Below are 18,283 nucleotides of genomic sequence, written 5' to 3'. Positions count from 1 at the left end.
CGTCCCGTGCCGGTCGGGCCGTGCCCCCGCCCGACGGCGAGGGAACCGCCGACGCCACCCGCCTGGCCGCCGCCGTCCGCGCGGTCGCCGCCGTCCGGACCGCCGCCGCGGAGGGGCGCCTGGAGGCGACCCTCCGCGACGTGGTGCAGGCCGCGGTCGAGCACTCGGGCGCCACCTACGGCGCCATGGGCGTGCTCACACCGGACGGCACCCGCCTCGACCGGTTCGTCGTCGTCGGCATGGACGACGACGACGTCGCCCGCATCGGCCGGCTGCCGGTGGGCGAGGGCATCCTCGGGCTGCTGGTCGAGCAGCCGGCACCGCTGCGGCTCGACGACCTGGGAGCCCACCCGGCCGCCGTGGGGCTGCCGAACGGGCACCCGCCGATGCGCTCGTTCCTCGGCGTCCCGGTGTCGGCCGGCGACGCCGTGTTCGGCAACCTGTACCTCACCGAGAAGCGGGGCGGGGGTGGGTTCACCGCCGCCGACGAGGAGGTCGTGCAGGCCCTCGCGGAGGCGGCGGGGCTGGCGGTGGAGAACGCCCGGCTCGCCGAGGCCGCCGAGCGCCGGCGGGCCTGGGCGCAGGCGGGAGCAGCGGTGGCGACCTCGCTGCTGTCGGGCACCGATCCCGAGCAGGTCCTGCACGACGTGACCGAGCGGGTGGCCGAGCTCTCCGACGCCGACCTCTGCGGCGTGCTGGCGCCCCGGGAGGGGTCGGACGCCGAGTTCGTGGTCGTCGCTGCCGCCGGCGAGATCGGCGCCGAGGGCGTGCGGGTCCCGATGGCCGGCACCCGGCTGTGGGAGGCCCACCGGGCCGGTCTCCCCGTGCTGCTCGACGACATCACCAGCACCGCGGAGAGCCGGCCCTACGCCCCGGTCGTGCGCGAGCTGGTGGCCGACGGGTACGGCCCCGGTCTCGTCGTCCCGCTCCCCGGCCGGCCGGCGCCCGCGACGCTGGTGGCGCTGCGCCGCGAGGGCCGCGTCCCGTTCACGGCCGCGGACCTGGAGCTGGCGTCGTCGTTCACCTCGCGCGTCGGCCTCGCGCTCGAGCTGGCCCGCAGCCGGGCCCGCGAGCGGGCCCTGGAGGTGGCCGCCGACCGCGACCGCATCGCCCGCGACCTGCACGACCACGTGGTGCAGCGGATCTACGCCACCGCCCTGGCGCTGGACCGAATCAGCCGGTCCCTGGCGGCCGAGGACCCCGGTACCGCGGCGCGCCTCGCCGAGCGGGTCGACGAGCTGGACGAGACGATCGCGCGGATCCGCACCGCCATCTTCGAGCTGCACGACGACGGCGACCTCTCGCCGACCGCGGTCCGCGCGCGGCTGGGGGAGGTCGTGCGCTCGGTCACCGACGGCAGCGGCCTGAGCGTCGCGCTCCAGGTCCGCGACGGGTCGGAGGACCTGCCCGGCGGGCTGGTGCACGACGTCGTCGCGGTCGTGCGTGAGCTGGTGACCAACGTGGTGCGGCACGCGGGCGCCGGCCGGGTGACCGTCGAGGTCACCGCCGACGGCGAGGTCGCCGTGACCGTCACCGACGACGGGCGGGGCATGCCGCCGGTCACCGCGCGCAGCGGGCTGGGCAACCTCGCCGAGCGGGCGGAGCGCCGCGGCGGCCGGATGGAGGTCGCCTCCGGCCCACCGGGGACGGCGGTGCGCTGGTCGGTCCCCCGGCCCTGATGCCCTCGCGCGGGCCGCGCTCAGCGGTCGCGCAGCTCGGTGGCGAGGATCGCCGCCTGGGTGCGCCGCTCCAGGTTGAGCTTGGCGAGCAGGTGGCTGGTGTAGTTCTTGACCGTCTTCTCGGCCAGGCCCATCCGGTCGCCGATCTGGCGGTTGGTCAGGCCCTCGCCGATCAGCGTGAGGACGGTGCGCTCCTGCTCGGTGAGGGTGGCCAGCCGCCGCTCCCGCTCGGGGTCGCGCCGGCGGGTCACGGTCCGCTCGGGTGGTGCGACGCCGTAGTAGGTGCCCCCGGCAGCGACCGTGCGGACGGCGGAGACCAGCGCCGCGCCGCGCACCTGCTTGAGCACGTACCCGGCCGCACCCGCGGCGACCGCGGCGGCCACCGCGTCCTCGTCGGCGTAGCTCGTCAGGACCAGGCAGCGCAGGCCGGGCACCCGGTCCCGCAGCCGGCGGCAGACCTCCGCGCCGTCGCCGTCGGGGAGCCGCATGTCCACGACGGTGACGTCGGGACGGACCGCCGGGACCCGCGCCAGCGCCTCGCCCGCCGAGCCCGCCTCACCGACGACGACGATCCCGGGGTCGTCCTCGAGGACCTCCGCCACGCCGCGGCGCACCACCTCGTGGTCGTCGACGAGGAACACGCGCACGGGAGAGACACTGCCGGGCACACCCACCGCCTCTCGCTGTGAGAGACGTCACACCGACGTCTGTCACGGAGAGTAGTACCGGCAGGTCGGCAGCACACCCCGATGACGCGCTGTCACGACCCGGGCAGGAGGAGCGCGGCGTAGAGGGTCAGACCGGGACCGAAGGCCATCGCGACCACCGGGCCGTCCACGTCGGAGAGCTCGTCGAGCACCAGGAGCACGGTGGCCGACGAGCAGTTGCCGTGCTCCGCGAGCACCCTGCGCGAGGCCGCCATCTGCTCCTCGGTCAGTCCGAGCTCGTCGCGGACGACGTCGAGGATGCGCGGGCCGCCGGGGTGCACGGCCCAGCCGGCGACGTCCTCGACCCGCAGGCCGGCCCCGGCGAGCAACTCGTCCACCACGTCCCCGACGTGCCGCGACAGCACGTCGGGCACCCGCGGTGACAGGCCCATGCGGAAGCCGAGATCGGTGACGTCCCAGGTCATGTGGTCGGCCGTGGAGCTGTCGGTGCGGGCGACCACCCCCGCCAGCCGGCGCCCTGGCCGGGCTCCGGGCTCGACTACCACCGCGGCCGCCGCGTCGGAGAACAGCGCGTGCGCGACCACCTGCTGCAGGTCCCGCTGCGCGGGCTGCACGTGCAGGCTGGTCAGCTCGCAGCAGAGCAGGACGGCCGGCCTCGCGCGGGCGGTCACGTAGTCGCCGACCGCTGCCAGCCCCGGCAGCGCCGCGTAGCACCCCATGTGGCCGACGAGCAGGCGCTGCAGCCCCTGCGGCATCCCCAGGTCGCTGGCCAGCCGGATGTCCAGACCCGGGGTCGCGTAACCGGTGCAGGTGGCCACGGCGAACATCCCGACGTCCCCCGGGGACAGGCCCGCCCGGTCCAGCGCGCCGGCGACGGCCTGCTTGCCCAGCGGCAGGGCCTCCTGCACGTAGCGCGCCATCCGCGCGCCGGTGCTCCAGCCGCTGATGTCCTCGACGACCGGGTTGGCCACCGCGTGGCGGGTGCGCACCCCGGCGCCGGCGAAGATCCGCCGGGCGGCGCGCACGCCCTCGTAGTGCCGGGCGAAGAAGCCCTCCCAGGCGGCGTCCTGGTCCAGGGTCGCGGGCAGCGCCGAACCCGATCCGGTCACGACCGCGCTCACCACGGGCGCTGCCCGGCGTCCGCGCTGCTCGGCGAGGCACTCATCTCTCGACGGTAAGCGGGGACGGCGATCCCTGCCCCTCCACCCGGACGCCCGCAACCCGCTCCCCGCCCGGCGCTGTGGCGCGCTTCACCCCGTATCCGGCGAACAGCACCGAGGTGAGCGGGATCTGCCGCATCCGCACGCCGGCCCGCCGGCCCCGCCGCCAGGAGACCAGGTCGCGCACCGAGGGACGCAAGCCGACCAGCCGCAGGTCCAGCCCCAGCCGGTCCGCGGCGGCGAGCAGCCGGCGCCGGTCGACGAACAGCCGGGGGTCGTGGATCCCCGGCGGCGGCCCACCGGGGAGGCGCTCGAACAGGTCGACGGCGATCCACCCGGCCAGCCGCGTGGCGGCTATCGCGTCGATGACCAGCGTGCCGCCCGGCCGCAGCAGCCGGGCGCACTCGGCCAGGACCGCGACGTCGTCCTCGACGTGCTCGAGCACCTCACCGGCCACGACCACGTCGGTGCACGCGTCGGCCAGCGGCACCTCGAGCACCGACCCCCGCACGGGGAGCACCCCGTGCTCGCGCGCCGTCCGCAGGCCCGACAGGCTCAGGTCGACGCCGATGTGCCGGTAGCCCAGCCGGGCCGCGTGCGGCGCCATCAGCCCGCCGCCGCACGCCAGGTCGACGAGGAGGGCACCCGGCCCGCGCGCCGGCGGGATGTGCTCGGCGCGGGCGGCGGCGAGCCAGTGCAGCATCGCGAACCCGCCCGCGGGCTCCCACCACTGGTCGGCGAGCTCGTCGTACTGCGCCAGGTCGTTGCGCCGGGGATCGTCTCGCCGCATGCGGGTCCCTTCCTCGGTGGCCGCTACCCCTTCTTGAGCGGGTCGTGGCCCCAGTTCATCAACGAGTACCGCCACCTGGAGGACCCGACGTCCTCCTTCTTCGGCTCCTGGGCCAGGTGTCGCTGCACGTAGCCGCGCACCTTGCGCATGTGGGCGAGGTCGTCGTCGGTCAGGTCGTCCTTCTTCGTCCTCAGCAACTCGACGATCCGGCGGCCCGACTCGTGCCCGGTGGACTCCCCCGACCCGCCGTCCTTCTGGCCGACCGATCTCGACTCGTCGCTGTCCAGCCACTTCTCGAGCTCGGCGGGGGTCATGTTGACCGCCTGGCCGAACTCGCGGCGGATGGTGTCCCTGTCCTCGGCGCTGTCGCCGGCCATGAGGCCCTCCCTCGTCGTCGCGGATCGGTCGCGCCCTACCCGGTGGCCGCCCTCCGGCAACCGCCGGAGTGGGGCAGGGTGGACGGCGTGGAGGACGTCCCGCCGGACCGGTTCGACAGCTCGCACGCCCGCCGCAGCGCCGAGGCCCGCGGCGAGAGCCTCGACCAGCTGCTCGACCGCAACCTGGCCGAGCTCCTGCAGGAGCTGCGGGTGGCCATCACCGGCGTCCAGGTGCTCTTCGCCTTCCTCCTGGGCCTGGCCTTCACCCAGCGGTTCGCCGAGCTCGACGCGTTCGGCGTGACCTTCTACACGATCACGCTGATGACGACGGCCCTGGCCACGGTGCTGCTGATCGCCCCCGTCTCGTTCCACCGGCTGGTCTTCCGGCGCCGGCAGAAGGGCGCGCTGATCCGGGTGGGCGACCTGATGCTGCAGGCGGGGCTGGCCATGCTCGTGGTCGCGATCGGCTGCGGCACCCTGCTGGTCCTGGACGTCGCGCTGGGTCGCGGGGCCGGCATCGCCGGCGGGGCGCTGGTGCTGCTCACCGGGGCGGTCACCTGGTACGTGCTGCCGCTGTGGGCCCGTCGACCCGGTTTCCCGGCGGGGCCTGCGGATACAGCCCCCGACGCCGACGTCGACCCGGACGTCGACCCGGAGGAGGAGCCACGATGAGCGAGCCCGACAGCGGCCGCACGCCGCACCCCGACCAGCCCGCGGAGAGCGGTGGGCAGGAGCCGGCCGCGGACGGCGGCGGACGGACGCCCCACCCGGACCAGCCGGCCGAGGGCGCGGAGGAGACGGGAGGCGAGGGCGCCGACACGCCGTCCTGACCCGCCCCGCCCTCCACAGGACGGCGTCCCGCTCCGATCTCGCGATGCGGGACGCCGTCTCTCTTGACGCTCCGCCGCTCGGTGGCCTAGCGTTCGCGGCACCGCTCGCGCAGGCACATCCACCCGGGGAGGACGACCGTGACCGCAGCCGGCACGCCCGCCCCCACCCTGCGTCCGAGCATCCGTCCCGGCACCGCTGCCGGGGCCGTCCAGGTCCCCTTCTGACGGAGGACCCCGTCCTCCTCACCCCTCGCACGCTCGGGGTGGGCCTCGGGACGGGGCCGCACCCGCCGACGTCCGACGTCTGCGGGCTCGCGGCGCATCCCGCGCGCTCCGCCGACCGCCGCACGTCCCGTCCCGCCGCACCGTGGAGGAACTCCCCATGACCAGCACCGTCTCGCTCTCCCCCGTGGAGGGGCCCGCCGCGTGGCGGGGTGACGCCCTGTCGCAGTCGACCGAGTGGATCTACCAGCTCTCCGACGCCGAGCGCACCGAGCTCGAGGAGGTCGGCCGGCGGTTCGTCGCCGACGACCCCGACCTGCGCGAGGTCACCGCCGGGCGCTACCCGCTGCCGGCCAACGCCGCCCACCTGGCCGAGGTCTCCCGGCAGCTGGACGCCGGTCGCGGGTTCGTGCTGGTCCGCGGGCTGCGCACCGAGGAGTACGGCGACGTGCTCGCCGCGGCGATCTTCTTCCTCATCGGCCTGCACCTGGGCGTGCCGATGAAGCAGAACGAGGTCGGCGACCTGCTCGACCACGTCATCGCGACGTCGAACCTGACCATGGCCGACGGCGCGCTGCCCTCCCGGGTCCGCGACCGGCTGCCGTTCCACTCCGACAGCTCCGACGTCGTGGCGCTGATGTGCCTGCGCGGCGCGAAGGCCGGCGGTTCGAGCAGCCTGGTCAGCGGCGCGACGATCTACAACGAGATCCTCCGGCGCCGCCCCGATCTCGCGCCGCTGCTGTTCGAGACCTGGTACTGGGACTGGAAGGCCCAGGACAAGGACGCGCCGGCCGACTACTACACCTCGCCGATCTGCAGCTGGGTCGACGGCGTGTTCTCCAGCTACGCCGGCAGCTCGATGATCGAGTCCGCGCAGCGCTTCCCCGACGTCCCGCGGCTGACCGACGCCCAGCGCGAGCTCCTGGCCCTCTACGACGAGGTGTCGCAGGAGGAGGGGCTGCCGATCGACATGGACTTCCAGCCCGGCGACGTCCAGTGGCTGCTGAACTACGCCGCGCTGCACTCGCGGACGTCCTACGAGGACTTCCCCGAGGTCGAGCGGCGCCGCCACCTGCTGCGGCTGTGGCTCAGGCGCGACGTGGGCCGGCCGCTGGTCGAGGGCTTCGGCAAGAACTCCGTGGTCCAGGGCCGCGACAGCGACCGCAGCGCCAAGGAGGACGTGGAGCGCATCTCGCACATCGCCAGCGCCGCCGTCCCCGACATGACCTGGGGCCTGTAGAGGGAGGACCGTCCTCCCCCCGCCCCGCTCGCCCTCGGGGCGGGCCCCGGGAGGATGTCCACCGACCGCGGCGGCGGGCGCCCCGGGGCCCGCCGCCGCGCGCTGTCCGCCGCTCCCAGACCAGGAGGACCGTTGTCCGTCACCGTCGTCGGCAGCCTGAACGAGGACGTGCTCATCCCCGTCGAGCGGCTCCCCGGCCGCGGGGAGACCGTGATCGGCGGCTCCCCCGTCACCGCCGCGGGCGGGAAGGGCGCCAACCAGGCCGCCGCCGCCGGCCGCCTGGGGCCCGGCGTGCACATGGTCGGCCGGGTCGGGGACGACCCCGCCGGGGCCCGCATGCAGGCCGCGCTGGCCGAGTGCCGGGTCAACGTCAGCCGGGTGCACCGCACGCCGGCGGTGCCGACCGGCACGGCGACGATCCCCGTGGAGACCGGTAGCGGGGAGAACCTCATCGTCGTGGTGCCCGGCGCCAACGCCGCGCTGACCCCCGGGGACGTCGACGTCTCCCCGGTGCACCGGGCCGACGTGCTGCTCCTGCAGTTCGAGGTCCCCATGGAGACCGTGACCGCGGCCGCGCTCGCCGCCGGCGGCACCGTGGTGCTCAACCCCGCCCCGCCGGCCCCCCTGCCCGCGGAGCTGCTGGAGCGCGTCGACGTCCTCGTGCCCAACGAGCACGAGCTGGCCGCGCTGGCCGGCGTCCCCGACGAGGAGCGCTCGCCGGCCGAGGTGGCCGAGCTCGCCCGCGGCCTCGTCGGACCGGGGACGGCGGTCGTGGTGACCCTCGGCGCGCGCGGGGCCGTCGTCGTCCCGGCCGGCGACGCCCCCGCGCTGCTGCAGGCGCCGCCCCGGGTCACGCCGGTCGACACCACGGGCGCCGGCGACTGCTTCTGCGGGGCCCTGTGCCAGGCGCTGGCCCGTGGGCAGGAGCTGCCGGAGGCGGTGCGCTACGCGGCCACCGCGGCGGCGTTGTCGACCACCGGCCCGGGCGCCCGCGGTGCGCTGCCGGCCAACCGCGACGTGCAGAAGGCGTTGGAGCAGACCCCGGAGGCCACCTCGCTCTGACCCCGCCGACGGCCCCCTTCTCCGCCGAAGTAGCCACTCCGGTGGACCGGTCGCGCGCGACCTTCCCGCCGGAGTAGCCACTTCGGCGTCAGGGGGTGGCGAGGGTGACGGCGACGTCGGCGTAGAGGTCGGCGAAGGAGCGCAGCTCGGCCAGCGAGAGCCGGTCGCGGCGCGGGTCGCCCGGATCGGGGGACGACGCCGGGCCGGTGCGGGCGGTGTCGATGCCCGCGGCCCGGAAGACGACGCCGTCGGTGGACCCGGTCCAGTCGCGGACCTCCACCGGCGGCCCCGGGCGGTGCCGGACCCAGGCGGCCGTCGCGGCCCGCACGACCGGCGCACCGGCCGCCGTGACCCCGGCCGGGTGCAGCGGCTCGGCGACCACCTCGACGGCGCAGCCGGCCAGCGGCGTCCGCGCCAGCGCCAGGCGCACCGCCGCGGCCAGGTCCTCGCCCAGTGCGGCCAGGTCGTCGCCGGGCACGGTGACCGCGTACAGCCGCAGGTCCAGCACCGCCGGCAGCAGGTCGGGCTTGTCCGGCCGGCCGCCGGTCAGCGCGCCGAGCCCCAGCTCGCCGCCCAGCCCGTCCGCGCGGCCGCGCCGGGCGTCGCGGAAGGCCACCCGCCACCGCCCGACCGCCTCGAGCACCGTGCCCGCGTGCACCAGCACCCCGCCGACCGGGTCGGCCGAGGCCGGCGCCAGCGCGGCGCCCATCCGGCCGGTGACGGTGAGCCGCAGGTAGCCGGCCCCCGGCTCGGCCCGCAGCACCGCCGCGGGACCGCCCTTGGCCACCAGGACGGCGTCCGGGCGCGGGCCGGCCGCCAGGTGGGCCGCGGCGCCCGCGCTGGAGGAGGGGCGCACCGAGCCCGGCGGCACGGTCGCCGCCAGCGCGCTGCGGTGGGTGCCGGAGCCGGCCAGCAGGAGCTGCAGGGTGCGGTGGGGGCGGCCGGCGAGCCGGTCGGCGGCCAGCGCCAGCCCGGTGAGCGCCGCGGCGGCGGGCCCCCGGGCCACGCCGAGGCCGGGCCCGCTCACCTCGTCGCCGTCCACGCGCAGCGGCCCGGGGTCGTCGGCGCGGCCGGTGACCGGGGCGTCCTCGGCGGGCAGCCCGGACAGCGACGTGTCGAGGTGGGAGGCGAGCAGCAGCGCCGGCGGCCCGTCGCCGGGCAGCGTGACGACGACGTTGGCGCCGGCCTCCCCGACCGCTGCGACCGACCAGTCCAGCCCGGGCAGCACGCCCCGCCCCCAGGCGGCCAGCGCCTGCGCGGCCCGCCGCTCGGCCCCGTGCGGCGCCGGGGTCGCGGACAGCACGGCGAGGGCGGCGGGGAGGAGCTCCCCGCCACCCCCGCCCGCGGGGAGGCTCAGAAACGGCCCCAGTCGTCGGCGGCGGGCCGCCAGACGTCGATGTTGCGCGGGTCGGCCGGCATCTTCCGGGCGCGGTGGGTCTCGTGCTCCTCGGGCGTGAAGACCCGGTGGGAGTCGCACAGCTCGTAGCGCGGCCCGAACCGCGGGTCGTGCATGTAGAAGGCGATCGAGGTGGACGCCGAGTGGTTGACCATGTCCGAGACGATCGGCCGGCCCTTGTACAGCGCCCGCGCCCGCATCCGCATGACGTGGTCGAGGCTCTTCATCGCGAAGCACAGGTGGCCCACGAACGAGCCCTCACCGCGGCTGCGGGAGATCGCCAGGCTGTGGTGGTAGCGGTCCTCGCAGCGGAAGAACGTCGTCGAGCCGACGACGTGGTCGCTGGGGATGAAGCCGAGCACGCCGGAGTAGAAGCCGACCATCTCGTCGAACTTCTCGGTGATGAGGAACGGGTGCACCAGGTCGACCGGCCGCAGCTCGACGTGCGGGGCCTCGGCGTACTCCTGGTACTCGGTGAACAGCTCGACGACCATCCCGTCCGGGTCGCGGACGGCGAAGCCCTCGTCGCACAGCGCCTGCTGGCGCTCCTCGAGGTCGAACACCTCCAGCCCGGCGTCGAGGACCCGCTTCTGGATCTGCTCGAGCACCTCGGCGGACTCGACGCTGTAGCCGACGGCCACCGTGTGGCCGATCTCCCGGTGCGGGGCGGCGATCAGCTCGAGGCAGTGGTGCTCGATGTCGGCGCGCAGGTAGGCCCGCTCCGCCGTCCGCTCCTCCACCTGGAGCCCGACGTGGTAGACGAGGAAGTCGATGGTCTCGTCGAGGTCGGGCACCTCGATCCGCGCGTACTCCATGCCGAAGGGGCCGTGGGGACGGGTGCTGACCGCGGTCATGGGCTCTCCTGCGCTGGGCGTGTACTCGTAGCTGACGATGGCCCGCTCGGCGATGACCGGGCGCCACACCTCGGCGACGAAGCGCTCGTGCCGCTCGCTGGACAGGTAGGCGGCGAGCTCGGCCTCGGTGTCGAACTCGACGGAGAAGGCGTGGGTGAAGCGGTCGTCGCGCGTGCTGCGGTTGAGCCCCGACGACCAGCGCTGCATCGCCGGGTACTGCGCCGGGAAGGTCTCGAGCTCGGCCTGCAGGGCGTCGATCGTCGCCCGGTCGACGTCGTCCCTGAACCGGTAGGCCACGGTGTGCCGGATCATCGCCGTCCGCCTACAGGACGAAGGAGAGCCGGGCGCCGGCCTCCAGCCGTTCCAGCGCCAGCACCGAGCGGCGGAGCCGGAAGCGCAGCCCGTCCTCCGTCACCAGCAGCCGGTGGGCGTACCGGCCGTGGAAGCTGTTCGTGTGGCCGTCGCGGGCGCGGTGGACGATGAAGTTCGCGGCCACGGCGAGCTCGTCGCCGGAGCGCTCGCCCAGTCGCACGTTGGCGATCATCCGGTGGGTGAGGGACGCCGGGTTCTCCGCGTGCGCCTTGCGGCTCTTCAGCCGCTTCACCCTGGCGCGGAGCAGGTCCCAGTCGTCGCAGACGAAGTAGCCGCCCTGGCTGGCCGGGGTGTCGCCGGCGTCGGTCGTCGGGATCTCGAAGCGGCCGCCCTCGACGAACAGCGCCAGCCACTCGTCGTAGCGCTGGCGGTCGAGCAGGTCCGCCTCGGCGAAGAGGAAGTCCTCGACCTCGGCCCGCGCAACGGTGCGGGTGGAGGCGACCGGTGCCGTGTCCAGTGCGGTCATCGGGCCGCTACCTCCTCCTGCGCGTCGGCCGGGGCCCCCGTGTCGAGCCCGGCCAGGATCTCGTCCAGCCCGTGCGGCCTCTTGCTGGGCAGCGGGGTGGGCTCGGGGTGCGGCGGCGGGGGCGTGCCGAGGTCGATCGGTCCGCCCTCCCCGACGGCGGTCACCCAGTGCCGCCAGAAGCCGCGCATGGCGCCCTCGTCGGTGGAGCGGCCGCGCTCGCCGGACACGTCGGCGGCCATGCCGCGGGACATGTCGCTGTAGTCGAGCTCGGCGCGGCTGTCGCCGGCGGTCGCCTCGATACCGCGCTGCACGGCCTCGTAGGCCTCGATGTCGTCGGGCGTGGCCAGGCCGCCGGGGCCGACGAAGCTGACCATGGTCCGCATCCGCAGGTCGCGGACGGCCGGGTCCTCGCCGCGCGGGGCCAGCTGCCAGGCGCGGACGTCGGTGTGCCCGGGAGCGACCGGCTCGAGCTGGCGGATCGACAGCCCCTCGAGGTCGAACAGCAGCAGGTTCGGGAAGACGAACAGGATGTGGCTCTCGTCGGCGACCAGGTGCGCCCGCTCGGAGCCCAGGCGCAGCTCCATCTCGCGGCGGTGCTCGGCGGTGCGGACGCGCTCCTCCTCGCCGAAACGCGGCTCCCACAGCATGCTGATCCGCCCGCCGTGGCCGGTGAGGATCAGCAGCGAGTGCCCGTTGCCGAGGTTGTAGGCGTACTGGTCGTCGTCGTCGACGGCGAAGCCGCTCTCCCGCAGGTAGCCCACGAAGGTGTTGTGGGTCGGGGAGAAGTGGTAGCCGTCCATGGCGTTCTCGACGGCGAGCTTCCAGTTGCCGCGCACGCCGTAGAGCTGCGTGCCCGGCAGGACCTCCATGCCGGCGACGTGCTGCTCGCCGATCATCCGGATGTAGTCGGCGGCGGGGCCCAGGTGCTGCTCCAGCGGCGGGACGTCGTCGGTGAAGGAGACGAAGACGAAGCCCTCGAAGACCTCCAGCTTCGCGACCTCGCGCAGCCGCATGCCGGCCTTGTACTCCTCGTCGGCGTAGGCCGTCGGGTCCGGGATGGCGGCCACCTCGCCGGTGTTGTGGAACGCCCACGCGTGGTAGAAGCAGTTGAAGTGCTTGCTCGTGCCCTGGGTCTCGCGGCAGAGCACGGTCCCGCGGTGCGGGCAGCTGTTCAGGAAGGCGTGCAGCTGCCCGGCCGAGTCGCGGGTGAAGATCAGCGGCCGGCCCCCCAGCGTGCGGACCTTGAAGTCGTTCGGCGCCAGCTCGGTCTCGTGGCCGAGGTAGAGCCAGGTGCGCTCCCAGATGTTCGCCCGCTCCGCGGCGAACAGGGCGTCGTCGCGGTACGCGCGGCGGTGGACGCGGAAGGCGAGGCGGTCCCAGTCCTGGACGACCAGCGGCGCGGCGGCGGCGTCGGACGCGGGGTGGGCACTGGGGGACGTCACAGGGGCTCCCGTCTGCCCCCGGCGGAGCGAGGGCGGCACTGTGGGGTAACTCTGGTGAAACACATGCGAGATGCTGTCTCGCATCGCGGTACTGAGCATGTGCCGTGGGTCGAGGGATGTCAACATCGGACCGGGCCCGCTCCCGAGGGCCCGGCGGTGCTCTCCGAACCCTGCCTCTCGTTGACCGTTCCCGTCTCGCCGGTCAGGATGCTGTCTCACGACGGGAGACGAAATCGTTCCCGCCCCCGACCCCCACGCCGCGAGGAGCACGATCGTGTCCGAGCCTGCCAGCCGCCCGGCACGCGACGGCGACGGCGCCGCGCCGACCATCCAGACCGTGCAGCGGGCCGCGCTGATCCTGGACGCCTTCACGCCGGCCAAGCCGTACCTGAGCCTCAACGAGATCACCCAGCGCCTCGGCGCCAGCAAGGCGACGGCGCACCGCTACACCAAGGCCCTGCGGGCGGCGAAGCTGCTGCGCTACGACGAGCGGACGGCGCTGTTCTCCCTCGGGCCCCAGGTGCTCACGCTGGGCGCCGCGGCGCGGGCGGGACTCCCGATCGTCAGCGCGGCCGAGCCGTACATGGAGCGGCTGCTGCACCAGGTGGACGAGACCGTCGTCCTCTCGGTGTGGGACGGCGAGTCGCCGATCGTCGTCCGCTCCGTCGACAACACCGACCGCGTGATCCGGATCAGCGTCCGGGTGGGCTCCCGGCTGGACCCCGTGCAGTCGGCGCAGGGCCGGGTGTTCTGCGCCTGGCTGCGCCCCGAGGAGGTCGCCGGCCTGCCGCGGGCGCTCAAGCGCGACCCGGAGCTCAGGGCCGAGATCGAGGCGGTGCGCGCCGCGGGGGTCTCGGTGAACGTCCCGGCGGTCAACGGGGTCCGGACGCTGGCGGCCCCGGTGTTCCAGGGCGCCTCCCTGGTGGGGGCGGTGGGCATCGTCGGGACGACGGCCTCGATCGACCCGGACGTGCACAGCCCGATGGCCGCCGCGCTGGTGCAGACGGCGAAGGAGATCTCGGCGCACCTGGGGACCGAGGAGCCCGCCGCCCCCGCCGGCTGAGGGAGGCCCCGCCGTCCCCACCTCCTGCGGGCCCGCGGCGGGTCCCTACCGCGGGGCCGGGGTCCCGGCGCCGGCCGGGGCGGCGCTCAGCCAGCCCAGCGCGGAGGCGAAGTCGGCCCGCGGGGGCACGAAGTAGTCGATGTTCACGCAGGGCCCCTCGAGCGGCTCCACGAAGTGCTCCGCCCCCGCGGGGACGAGCAGGAACGACCCCGCCCGCATGCGGTGCGGCGTTCCGGCGACGTGGTAGTCGCACACGCCCTCGGCGATGAAGACGAGCTGGTCGAAGTCGGCGTGGGAGTGGGGGTTCAGCGCCATCCCGACGTCGAGGCTGTGCCAGGCGATCATGATCTCGTCGGTGCTGTAGACCCGGCGGCGCACGCCCGGGCGCACCGTCTCCTCGGGGATGTCGTCCCAGTTGACGACCCGCCCGTACAGGGCGGCGTTGCGCGAGGGGGCGGGCTCGGTGCTCATCGGGCCTCCGGGGACGGCGGGGCCGCGGCCGGACGGGCCGCAGCGGGGCGGGACGGGGCGGCGGCGCGCAGGGCGGCGCCCAGGAACTGCAGGTCGGAGCCGACGACGAGGTAGCCCGCCGGGCCCAGGCCCAGGCCCTCGGCGGCATCCGGGCGGGGCGCCCAGCCACCGAAGACCACCCCGGCGGCCAGCGCCGCGGCACCCACCGCGTCGACCTCGGCGCGGATGCCGGCCGCGTCGTCGGGATCCAGCCCGAGCGCGACGGTCAGGTCGGTGGTGCCGACGAAGGCCACGTCGAGGCCGGCGACGACCTCCTCGATCGGGTCGGTCGTGCGGCTCTCGATCTGACCGACCAGCAGCGGCGGGTCGGCGCGCTCGGCGGCCAGGTAGCCGGCCAGCGGGACCGCGCCGTACCCGGCTCCCGTGTGCGCGAGGCTGACCGACCGCCGGCCGACCGGCCCGTAGGCCACGGCGGCCTGCAGCTCCTCGCGCTGGGCCACCGAGGTCAGCATGGACAGCTGGATGCCCACCGCGCCGGCCTCGAGGACCCGGTTCACCAGCGGCGGGTCCACCCGCGGCAGCCGCACGAGGGCCGGCAGGCCGAGCGCGTCGGCGTAGCGGAGGAGGTCCAGCGCCTCCTTGTCGCCGAGCGTGGAGTGCTCCAGGTCGACGACCACGAGGTCGAAGCCCGCCGAGGCCGCCAGCTCGAGGACGTCGGGGCAGGGCAGCTTGACGAAGACCCCGGTGAGCCGCTCGCCGGAGGCGAGGGCCGCCCGCAGGCCGGCCCTCGCCCGGTGCACATCGGTCACCGCGGGTCTCCTCTCCGTCCGGCGCCGCTCAGGCGCCGAGGCCCCGCCACGGCACCAGCTCGACCGGCGCACCGCCGTGCAGCACGGTGACGGGCTCGTAGCGCGGCGCCACGATCGAGTTGCCGGCCGCATCGGGCAGCACCTGGTCGCTGACCTCCTCGACGACCGTCACGTGCGCCGGGTTCCCGACGGTCAGCGCGCCGTAGCCCTCGTCGGCGATCCCGAGGAGCCGGGCCGGGTCGATGGTCGCGCGCTTGATGATCTCCGGCAGCGGGGCGCCGAGAGCGACCAGCTTCGACAGGCTGGTGAGCAGGTCGAAGACCGGGCCGCGCCAGTTGCGGCCGCTGGTGTCGGAGGAGGCGATGTCGGGGAGGAAGCCCTCGGCGATCGCCGGGCGGGCCACCTCGAAGCTCAGGTTGCTCTTGCCGTGGGCGGAGTCGAACAGCACGCCGCGGGCGCGGGCCTCGGCCACGGCAGGCTGGACCGAGCCGTTCTCGAGGATGTTGTACTCCTTGCCCGTGTAGCAGTGGGCCACGATGTCGCCGGGGCGCAGGTAGGGCAGCACCTGGGCCAGCGGCTCCGGGGTCTCGCCGATGTGCACCATGAGCGGCAGGCCGGCCTGCTCGCCGATGGCGAGCGACTTTCTCAGCAGCGGGCGCCACTGCTCGGCCGGGACGACGTCGGTCGAGAGCCGGATCTTGAAGCCGCGGACGATCTCCGGGTTCTCGGCGGCGACCCGCAGCGCGTCCTCGGGCACGAGGGTGTCGGGGTTGAGCAGCTCGCCGAAGCGGAAGTCGATCAGCCCGAGCACCGAGACGTTGAGGAAGCTGAGGATGCGCATCCCGCTGGGCTCGACGACCAGCTTCTTGAACGCGTCGAACGTCGAGGCGCCCGCGGTGCCGGCGTCGGCGGCGGCGACGACGCCGCGGCGCAGGTGCGCCTCGACGGGGTTGGCGCCCACCTTCGACACGTGCTCGAAGATGTGCGTGTGGCCCTCCACCAGGCCGGGCAGCACCAGCCGGCCGGTGCAGTCGATCCGCTCGGTGGCCGGGCCGTCGATGGCGGGGGCCACGGCGCTGATCCGGCCGTCGGTGACGGCGACGTCGTAGCGGCCGTCGAGGCCGTTGGCGGGGTCGAGGACCCGCCCACCGGTGAGGACGAGGTCGTGGACGGCGCTCGCAGCGTCCGTACGGGTGTCGGCGGGTGCGGACATGCGGTGGGCTCCGTGGGATCGGGGACGGCGGGGGTCGGGAGGCGCGTCAGCGCGCCGGGACGGCGTCCTCCCGCGGCTCCGGGACGACCGGGGCGGCGGTGGACGAGACGGTGGTGGTCAGCGGCGCCACGCCGTCGACCTCGACGGTGACGACGTCACCGGGGACCAGGAAGCAGCCGCGGTCCTGGCCGGTGCCTGCGGGGGTGCCGCTGAGAAACACGTCGCCGGGCTCCAGCGCGGCGTACCAGGAGATGCGGGCGAGCAGCTCGGGGATCGACCAGATCATGTCGGCGCTGGTGTCGTCCTGGTGCAGCACGCCGTTGACCGACCCCCGCACGCGCAGCGACGCGCCCTCGGCGAGCGTGCGCGCGTCCAGCACGGAGGCGCCCAGCGGGGTGCAGCCGGGGAAGCTCTTGGCCAGCGCCGGTGTCCCGGTCGCCTTCATGACGTCGCGCGCGGTCAGGTCGTTGCCGGCCGTCACACCGGCCACCGCGGCCCAGGCCTCGCGCTCGGAGGCGCGGTGCAGCCGGCGCCCCAGGACGACGGCGATCTCGGCCTCGGCGTCGAGCTGCTCGGTGACGCCGGCGGGGTGCGCCACCCGGCCGTTCGGCCCGCCCACCGAGGAGGCGGCGGACACGTACAGGATCGGCTCGGCCGGGACGTCGCGGCCGGTGACCCGGGCCTTGGACCGGTAGTTCAACCCGACGCCCCAGACCGTGCCGGGCGCCGGCAGCGGCGGCAGCGCGGCGGCCAGCGCCTCGCTCGCGGGAACCCGGCGGACGACGCCGGCTGCGGCCGCCGGGGACAGCGAACCGGCATCGGCGACCAGCGCCCCGACGTCGCGGTGCGGCAGGTCCAGGACGGCGACCTCGTCGCCCTCGCGGCGCCCCAGGCCCCACGGGGTGACGAGCAGGTCCATGCCGGCGATCCTTCGATGCGAGACGCCGTCTTGTCAAGCAATACGAGACGGCATCGCGAAAGGTGAGATGGAGACGTCCGTCGTCCATGGCGGCCCCGCTGCAGCGGCCCGCCGCGAGCGGAGCGAGCGGTGGGGGGCAGCGGGGTCCTTCCTCAGTGGGCGAACGTGGTGGGCCGGGCGGGGTCGGCCGGAGCGTCGTCGATCCGCGCGACCTGCTCGGCGGAGAGCTCCAGGCCGGCGGCCGCGGCGCTGTCGCGGATCGACCCCGGGCGGGTCGAGCCGGGGATGGCGACGACGGCGGGCGAGTGCGCGAGGAGCCACGCCAGCGCCACCCGCTGGGGGGACACCCCGAGCTCCGCGGCGACCTGGCGCGTGGCGCGGGCTCGCGCGCCCTCGCCGGTCACGCCGGCCAGCGGCGTGTACGGGAGGAAGGCCAGCCCCAGTTCCTCGGTCCGGCGCAGCACGGGCTCGCCCCAGCGGTCCTCGACCGAGAAGGGGTTCTGCACGCTCACCAGCCGGCCGCCGAGCACGTCGGCGGCGGTGTCGAGCTTCGCCACGTCGACGTTGCTCACGCCGACGGTGCGGACGACGCCCGCGTCCACGAGCTCGCCCAGCGCGCCCACCGACTCGGCGTAGGGCACGGAGGGATCGGGCCAGTGCAGCTGGTAGAGGCCGATCGCCTCGACCCCGAGCGCCCGGGCGCTGGCCCGCGCCGCGACGTGCAGGTGCTCGGGGGTGCCGCGGAAGTCCCACCCGCCGCCGGGGCGGACGAGACCGCCCTTGGTGGCCACCAGGACGTCGTCCGCGTCGCCGGACCAGGTCCGCAGCGCCTCGGCGACCAGGCGCTCGTTGTGCCCGATCTCGGTGTCGTCGTGGCAGTACACGTCCGCGGTGTCCACCACGGTCACCCCGGCGTCCAGGGCGGCGTGGACGGTCGCCGCAGCCCGCTCCGGAGCGGGGCGTTCCGGGGCGCTGGACAGGTGCATGGCGCCCAGGCCGACCGCGCCGACCTGCCGGGAACCGATCGCACGGGTGCGCACGACGGCCACCTCCTCACTGCTCGGTGGGACGTGCGCACAGTACGAGACGCCGTCCCGCCCTGTGAACCAACGGTGTCCTCGCCGGAGTGGCCACTCCGGCGGTCCACGGGCACGACGACGGCCCCGGCGGGCGGGGGGGGCGGGGGGGGGCCGGGGGGGGGGGGCGCCCCGGGGGGCGGGGGGGGGGGGGGGGGGGGCGGCGGGGGGGGG

General features: G+C 75.4%; 19 protein-coding genes. 6 read left to right on the top strand and 13 right to left on the bottom strand.

Going from position 1 to position 18,283, the window contains the following annotated elements; translation table 11 throughout:
* The first annotated feature begins 20 nt into the window (after nt 1-20).
* The gene (locus ACK586_RS00425) at nt 21-1,679 is read left to right on the top strand and encodes a GAF domain-containing sensor histidine kinase (RefSeq protein WP_409328487.1); all 1,659 of its coding nucleotides are present in this window, start codon (nt 21-23) and stop codon (nt 1,677-1,679) included.
* 20 nt (nt 1,680-1,699) lie between these two features.
* Here ACK586_RS00425 and ACK586_RS00420 read toward each other — a convergent pair whose 3' ends face one another.
* From ACK586_RS00420 to ACK586_RS00405, 4 genes are all read right to left on the bottom strand, one after another.
* Nucleotides 1,700-2,326: a response regulator transcription factor gene (locus tag ACK586_RS00420; RefSeq protein WP_409328486.1), complete on the bottom strand. Its 627-nt coding sequence runs from the start codon at nt 2,324-2,326 to the stop codon at nt 1,700-1,702.
* Nucleotides 2,327-2,439: 113 nt separating this feature from the next.
* A complete protein-coding gene (locus tag ACK586_RS00415) occupies nt 2,440-3,456 on the bottom strand; it encodes a type III polyketide synthase (RefSeq protein ID WP_409328485.1) in 1,017 nt (338 codons plus the stop codon).
* Between the two features lie 52 nt (nt 3,457-3,508).
* Complete coding sequence (locus ACK586_RS00410; protein ID WP_409328484.1) at nt 3,509-4,297, bottom strand: methyltransferase domain-containing protein; 789 nt, start codon at nt 4,295-4,297, stop codon at nt 3,509-3,511.
* A gap of 23 nt (nt 4,298-4,320) precedes the next feature.
* On the bottom strand, nt 4,321-4,674 hold the full coding sequence (locus ACK586_RS00405; protein ID WP_409328483.1) for a DUF3140 domain-containing protein: 354 nt from the start codon (nt 4,672-4,674) through the stop codon (nt 4,321-4,323).
* Nucleotides 4,675-4,761: 87 nt separating this feature from the next.
* Between ACK586_RS00405 and ACK586_RS00400 the strand changes: the two genes are divergently transcribed.
* The 4 genes from ACK586_RS00400 to ACK586_RS00385 all read left to right on the top strand — a co-directional run bounded on the left by ACK586_RS00400 (nt 4,762) and on the right by ACK586_RS00385 (nt 8,028).
* On the top strand, nt 4,762-5,346 hold the full coding sequence (locus tag ACK586_RS00400; RefSeq protein ID WP_409328482.1) for a DUF6328 family protein: 585 nt from the start codon (nt 4,762-4,764) through the stop codon (nt 5,344-5,346).
* The gene (locus tag ACK586_RS00395; protein ID WP_409328481.1) at nt 5,343-5,504 is read left to right on the top strand and encodes a hypothetical protein; all 162 of its coding nucleotides are present in this window, start codon (nt 5,343-5,345) and stop codon (nt 5,502-5,504) included. Before ACK586_RS00400 ends, ACK586_RS00395 begins: the two co-directional genes overlap by 4 nt.
* A gap of 382 nt (nt 5,505-5,886) precedes the next feature.
* Nucleotides 5,887-6,966 (top strand): TauD/TfdA family dioxygenase, encoded by a 1,080-nt coding sequence (locus ACK586_RS00390; RefSeq protein WP_409328480.1) that lies wholly within the window; start codon nt 5,887-5,889, stop codon nt 6,964-6,966.
* A 132-nt stretch (nt 6,967-7,098) separates the two neighbouring features.
* A complete protein-coding gene (locus ACK586_RS00385) occupies nt 7,099-8,028 on the top strand; it encodes a ribokinase (RefSeq protein WP_409328479.1) in 930 nt (309 codons plus the stop codon).
* 88 nt (nt 8,029-8,116) lie between these two features.
* Here the strand turns inward: ACK586_RS00385 and ACK586_RS00380 are convergent, their stop codons facing one another.
* Genes ACK586_RS00380 through ACK586_RS00365 form a run of 4 tightly spaced genes read right to left on the bottom strand, consistent with a single transcriptional unit; the run spans nt 8,117 to nt 12,558 of the window.
* Entirely contained in the window at nt 8,117-9,331 is a 1,215-nt protein-coding gene (locus tag ACK586_RS00380; protein WP_409328478.1) for a hypothetical protein, read from the bottom strand.
* A gap of 50 nt (nt 9,332-9,381) precedes the next feature.
* Entirely contained in the window at nt 9,382-10,590 is a 1,209-nt protein-coding gene (locus ACK586_RS00375; protein WP_409328477.1) for a Dabb family protein, read from the bottom strand.
* Between the two features lie 10 nt (nt 10,591-10,600).
* On the bottom strand, nt 10,601-11,116 hold the full coding sequence (locus tag ACK586_RS00370; RefSeq protein ID WP_409328476.1) for an aromatic-ring-hydroxylating dioxygenase subunit beta: 516 nt from the start codon (nt 11,114-11,116) through the stop codon (nt 10,601-10,603).
* Nucleotides 11,113-12,558 carry an aromatic ring-hydroxylating oxygenase subunit alpha gene (locus tag ACK586_RS00365; protein ID WP_409328475.1) on the bottom strand — a complete coding sequence of 482 codons (1,446 nt, stop codon included), beginning with the start codon at nt 12,556-12,558 and terminating at the stop codon, nt 11,113-11,115. The genes ACK586_RS00370 and ACK586_RS00365 overlap by 4 nt, the downstream gene beginning before the upstream one ends.
* A 274-nt stretch (nt 12,559-12,832) precedes the next feature.
* On the opposite strand from ACK586_RS00365, the gene ACK586_RS00360 reads away from it, so the two are divergent.
* Nucleotides 12,833-13,621, top strand: a complete 789-nt coding sequence (locus ACK586_RS00360; RefSeq protein ID WP_409328474.1) for an IclR family transcriptional regulator — start codon at nt 12,833-12,835, stop codon at nt 13,619-13,621.
* Nucleotides 13,622-13,666: 45 nt separating this feature from the next.
* Here the strand turns inward: ACK586_RS00360 and ACK586_RS00355 are convergent, their stop codons facing one another.
* The 5 genes from ACK586_RS00355 to ACK586_RS00335 form a co-directional block, all read right to left on the bottom strand.
* Nucleotides 13,667-14,092 (bottom strand): AraC family ligand binding domain-containing protein, encoded by a 426-nt coding sequence (locus tag ACK586_RS00355; RefSeq protein ID WP_409328473.1) that lies wholly within the window; start codon nt 14,090-14,092, stop codon nt 13,667-13,669.
* Nucleotides 14,089-14,901 carry an aldolase/citrate lyase family protein gene (locus tag ACK586_RS00350; RefSeq protein WP_409328472.1) on the bottom strand — a complete coding sequence of 271 codons (813 nt, stop codon included), beginning with the start codon at nt 14,899-14,901 and terminating at the stop codon, nt 14,089-14,091. Before ACK586_RS00350 ends, ACK586_RS00355 begins: the two co-directional genes overlap by 4 nt.
* 28 nt (nt 14,902-14,929) lie before the next feature.
* Nucleotides 14,930-16,114 carry a hypothetical protein gene (locus ACK586_RS00345; RefSeq protein WP_409328471.1) on the bottom strand — a complete coding sequence of 395 codons (1,185 nt, stop codon included), beginning with the start codon at nt 16,112-16,114 and terminating at the stop codon, nt 14,930-14,932.
* A gap of 46 nt (nt 16,115-16,160) precedes the next feature.
* Nucleotides 16,161-17,033, bottom strand: a complete 873-nt coding sequence (locus ACK586_RS00340) for a fumarylacetoacetate hydrolase family protein (protein ID WP_409328470.1) — start codon at nt 17,031-17,033, stop codon at nt 16,161-16,163.
* 152 nt (nt 17,034-17,185) lie between these two features.
* Nucleotides 17,186-18,073: an aldo/keto reductase gene (locus tag ACK586_RS00335; RefSeq protein ID WP_409328469.1), complete on the bottom strand. Its 888-nt coding sequence runs from the start codon at nt 18,071-18,073 to the stop codon at nt 17,186-17,188.
* Nucleotides 18,074-18,283: the final 210 nt, after the last annotated feature.

Source organism: Trujillonella humicola, assembly GCF_046233715.1.
Lineage (GTDB): Bacteria > Actinomycetota > Actinomycetes > Mycobacteriales > Geodermatophilaceae > Trujillonella > Trujillonella humicola.
The sequence above is the reverse complement of the archived record's forward strand: the minus strand, read 5'-3'. Positions and strand labels throughout refer to the sequence as shown.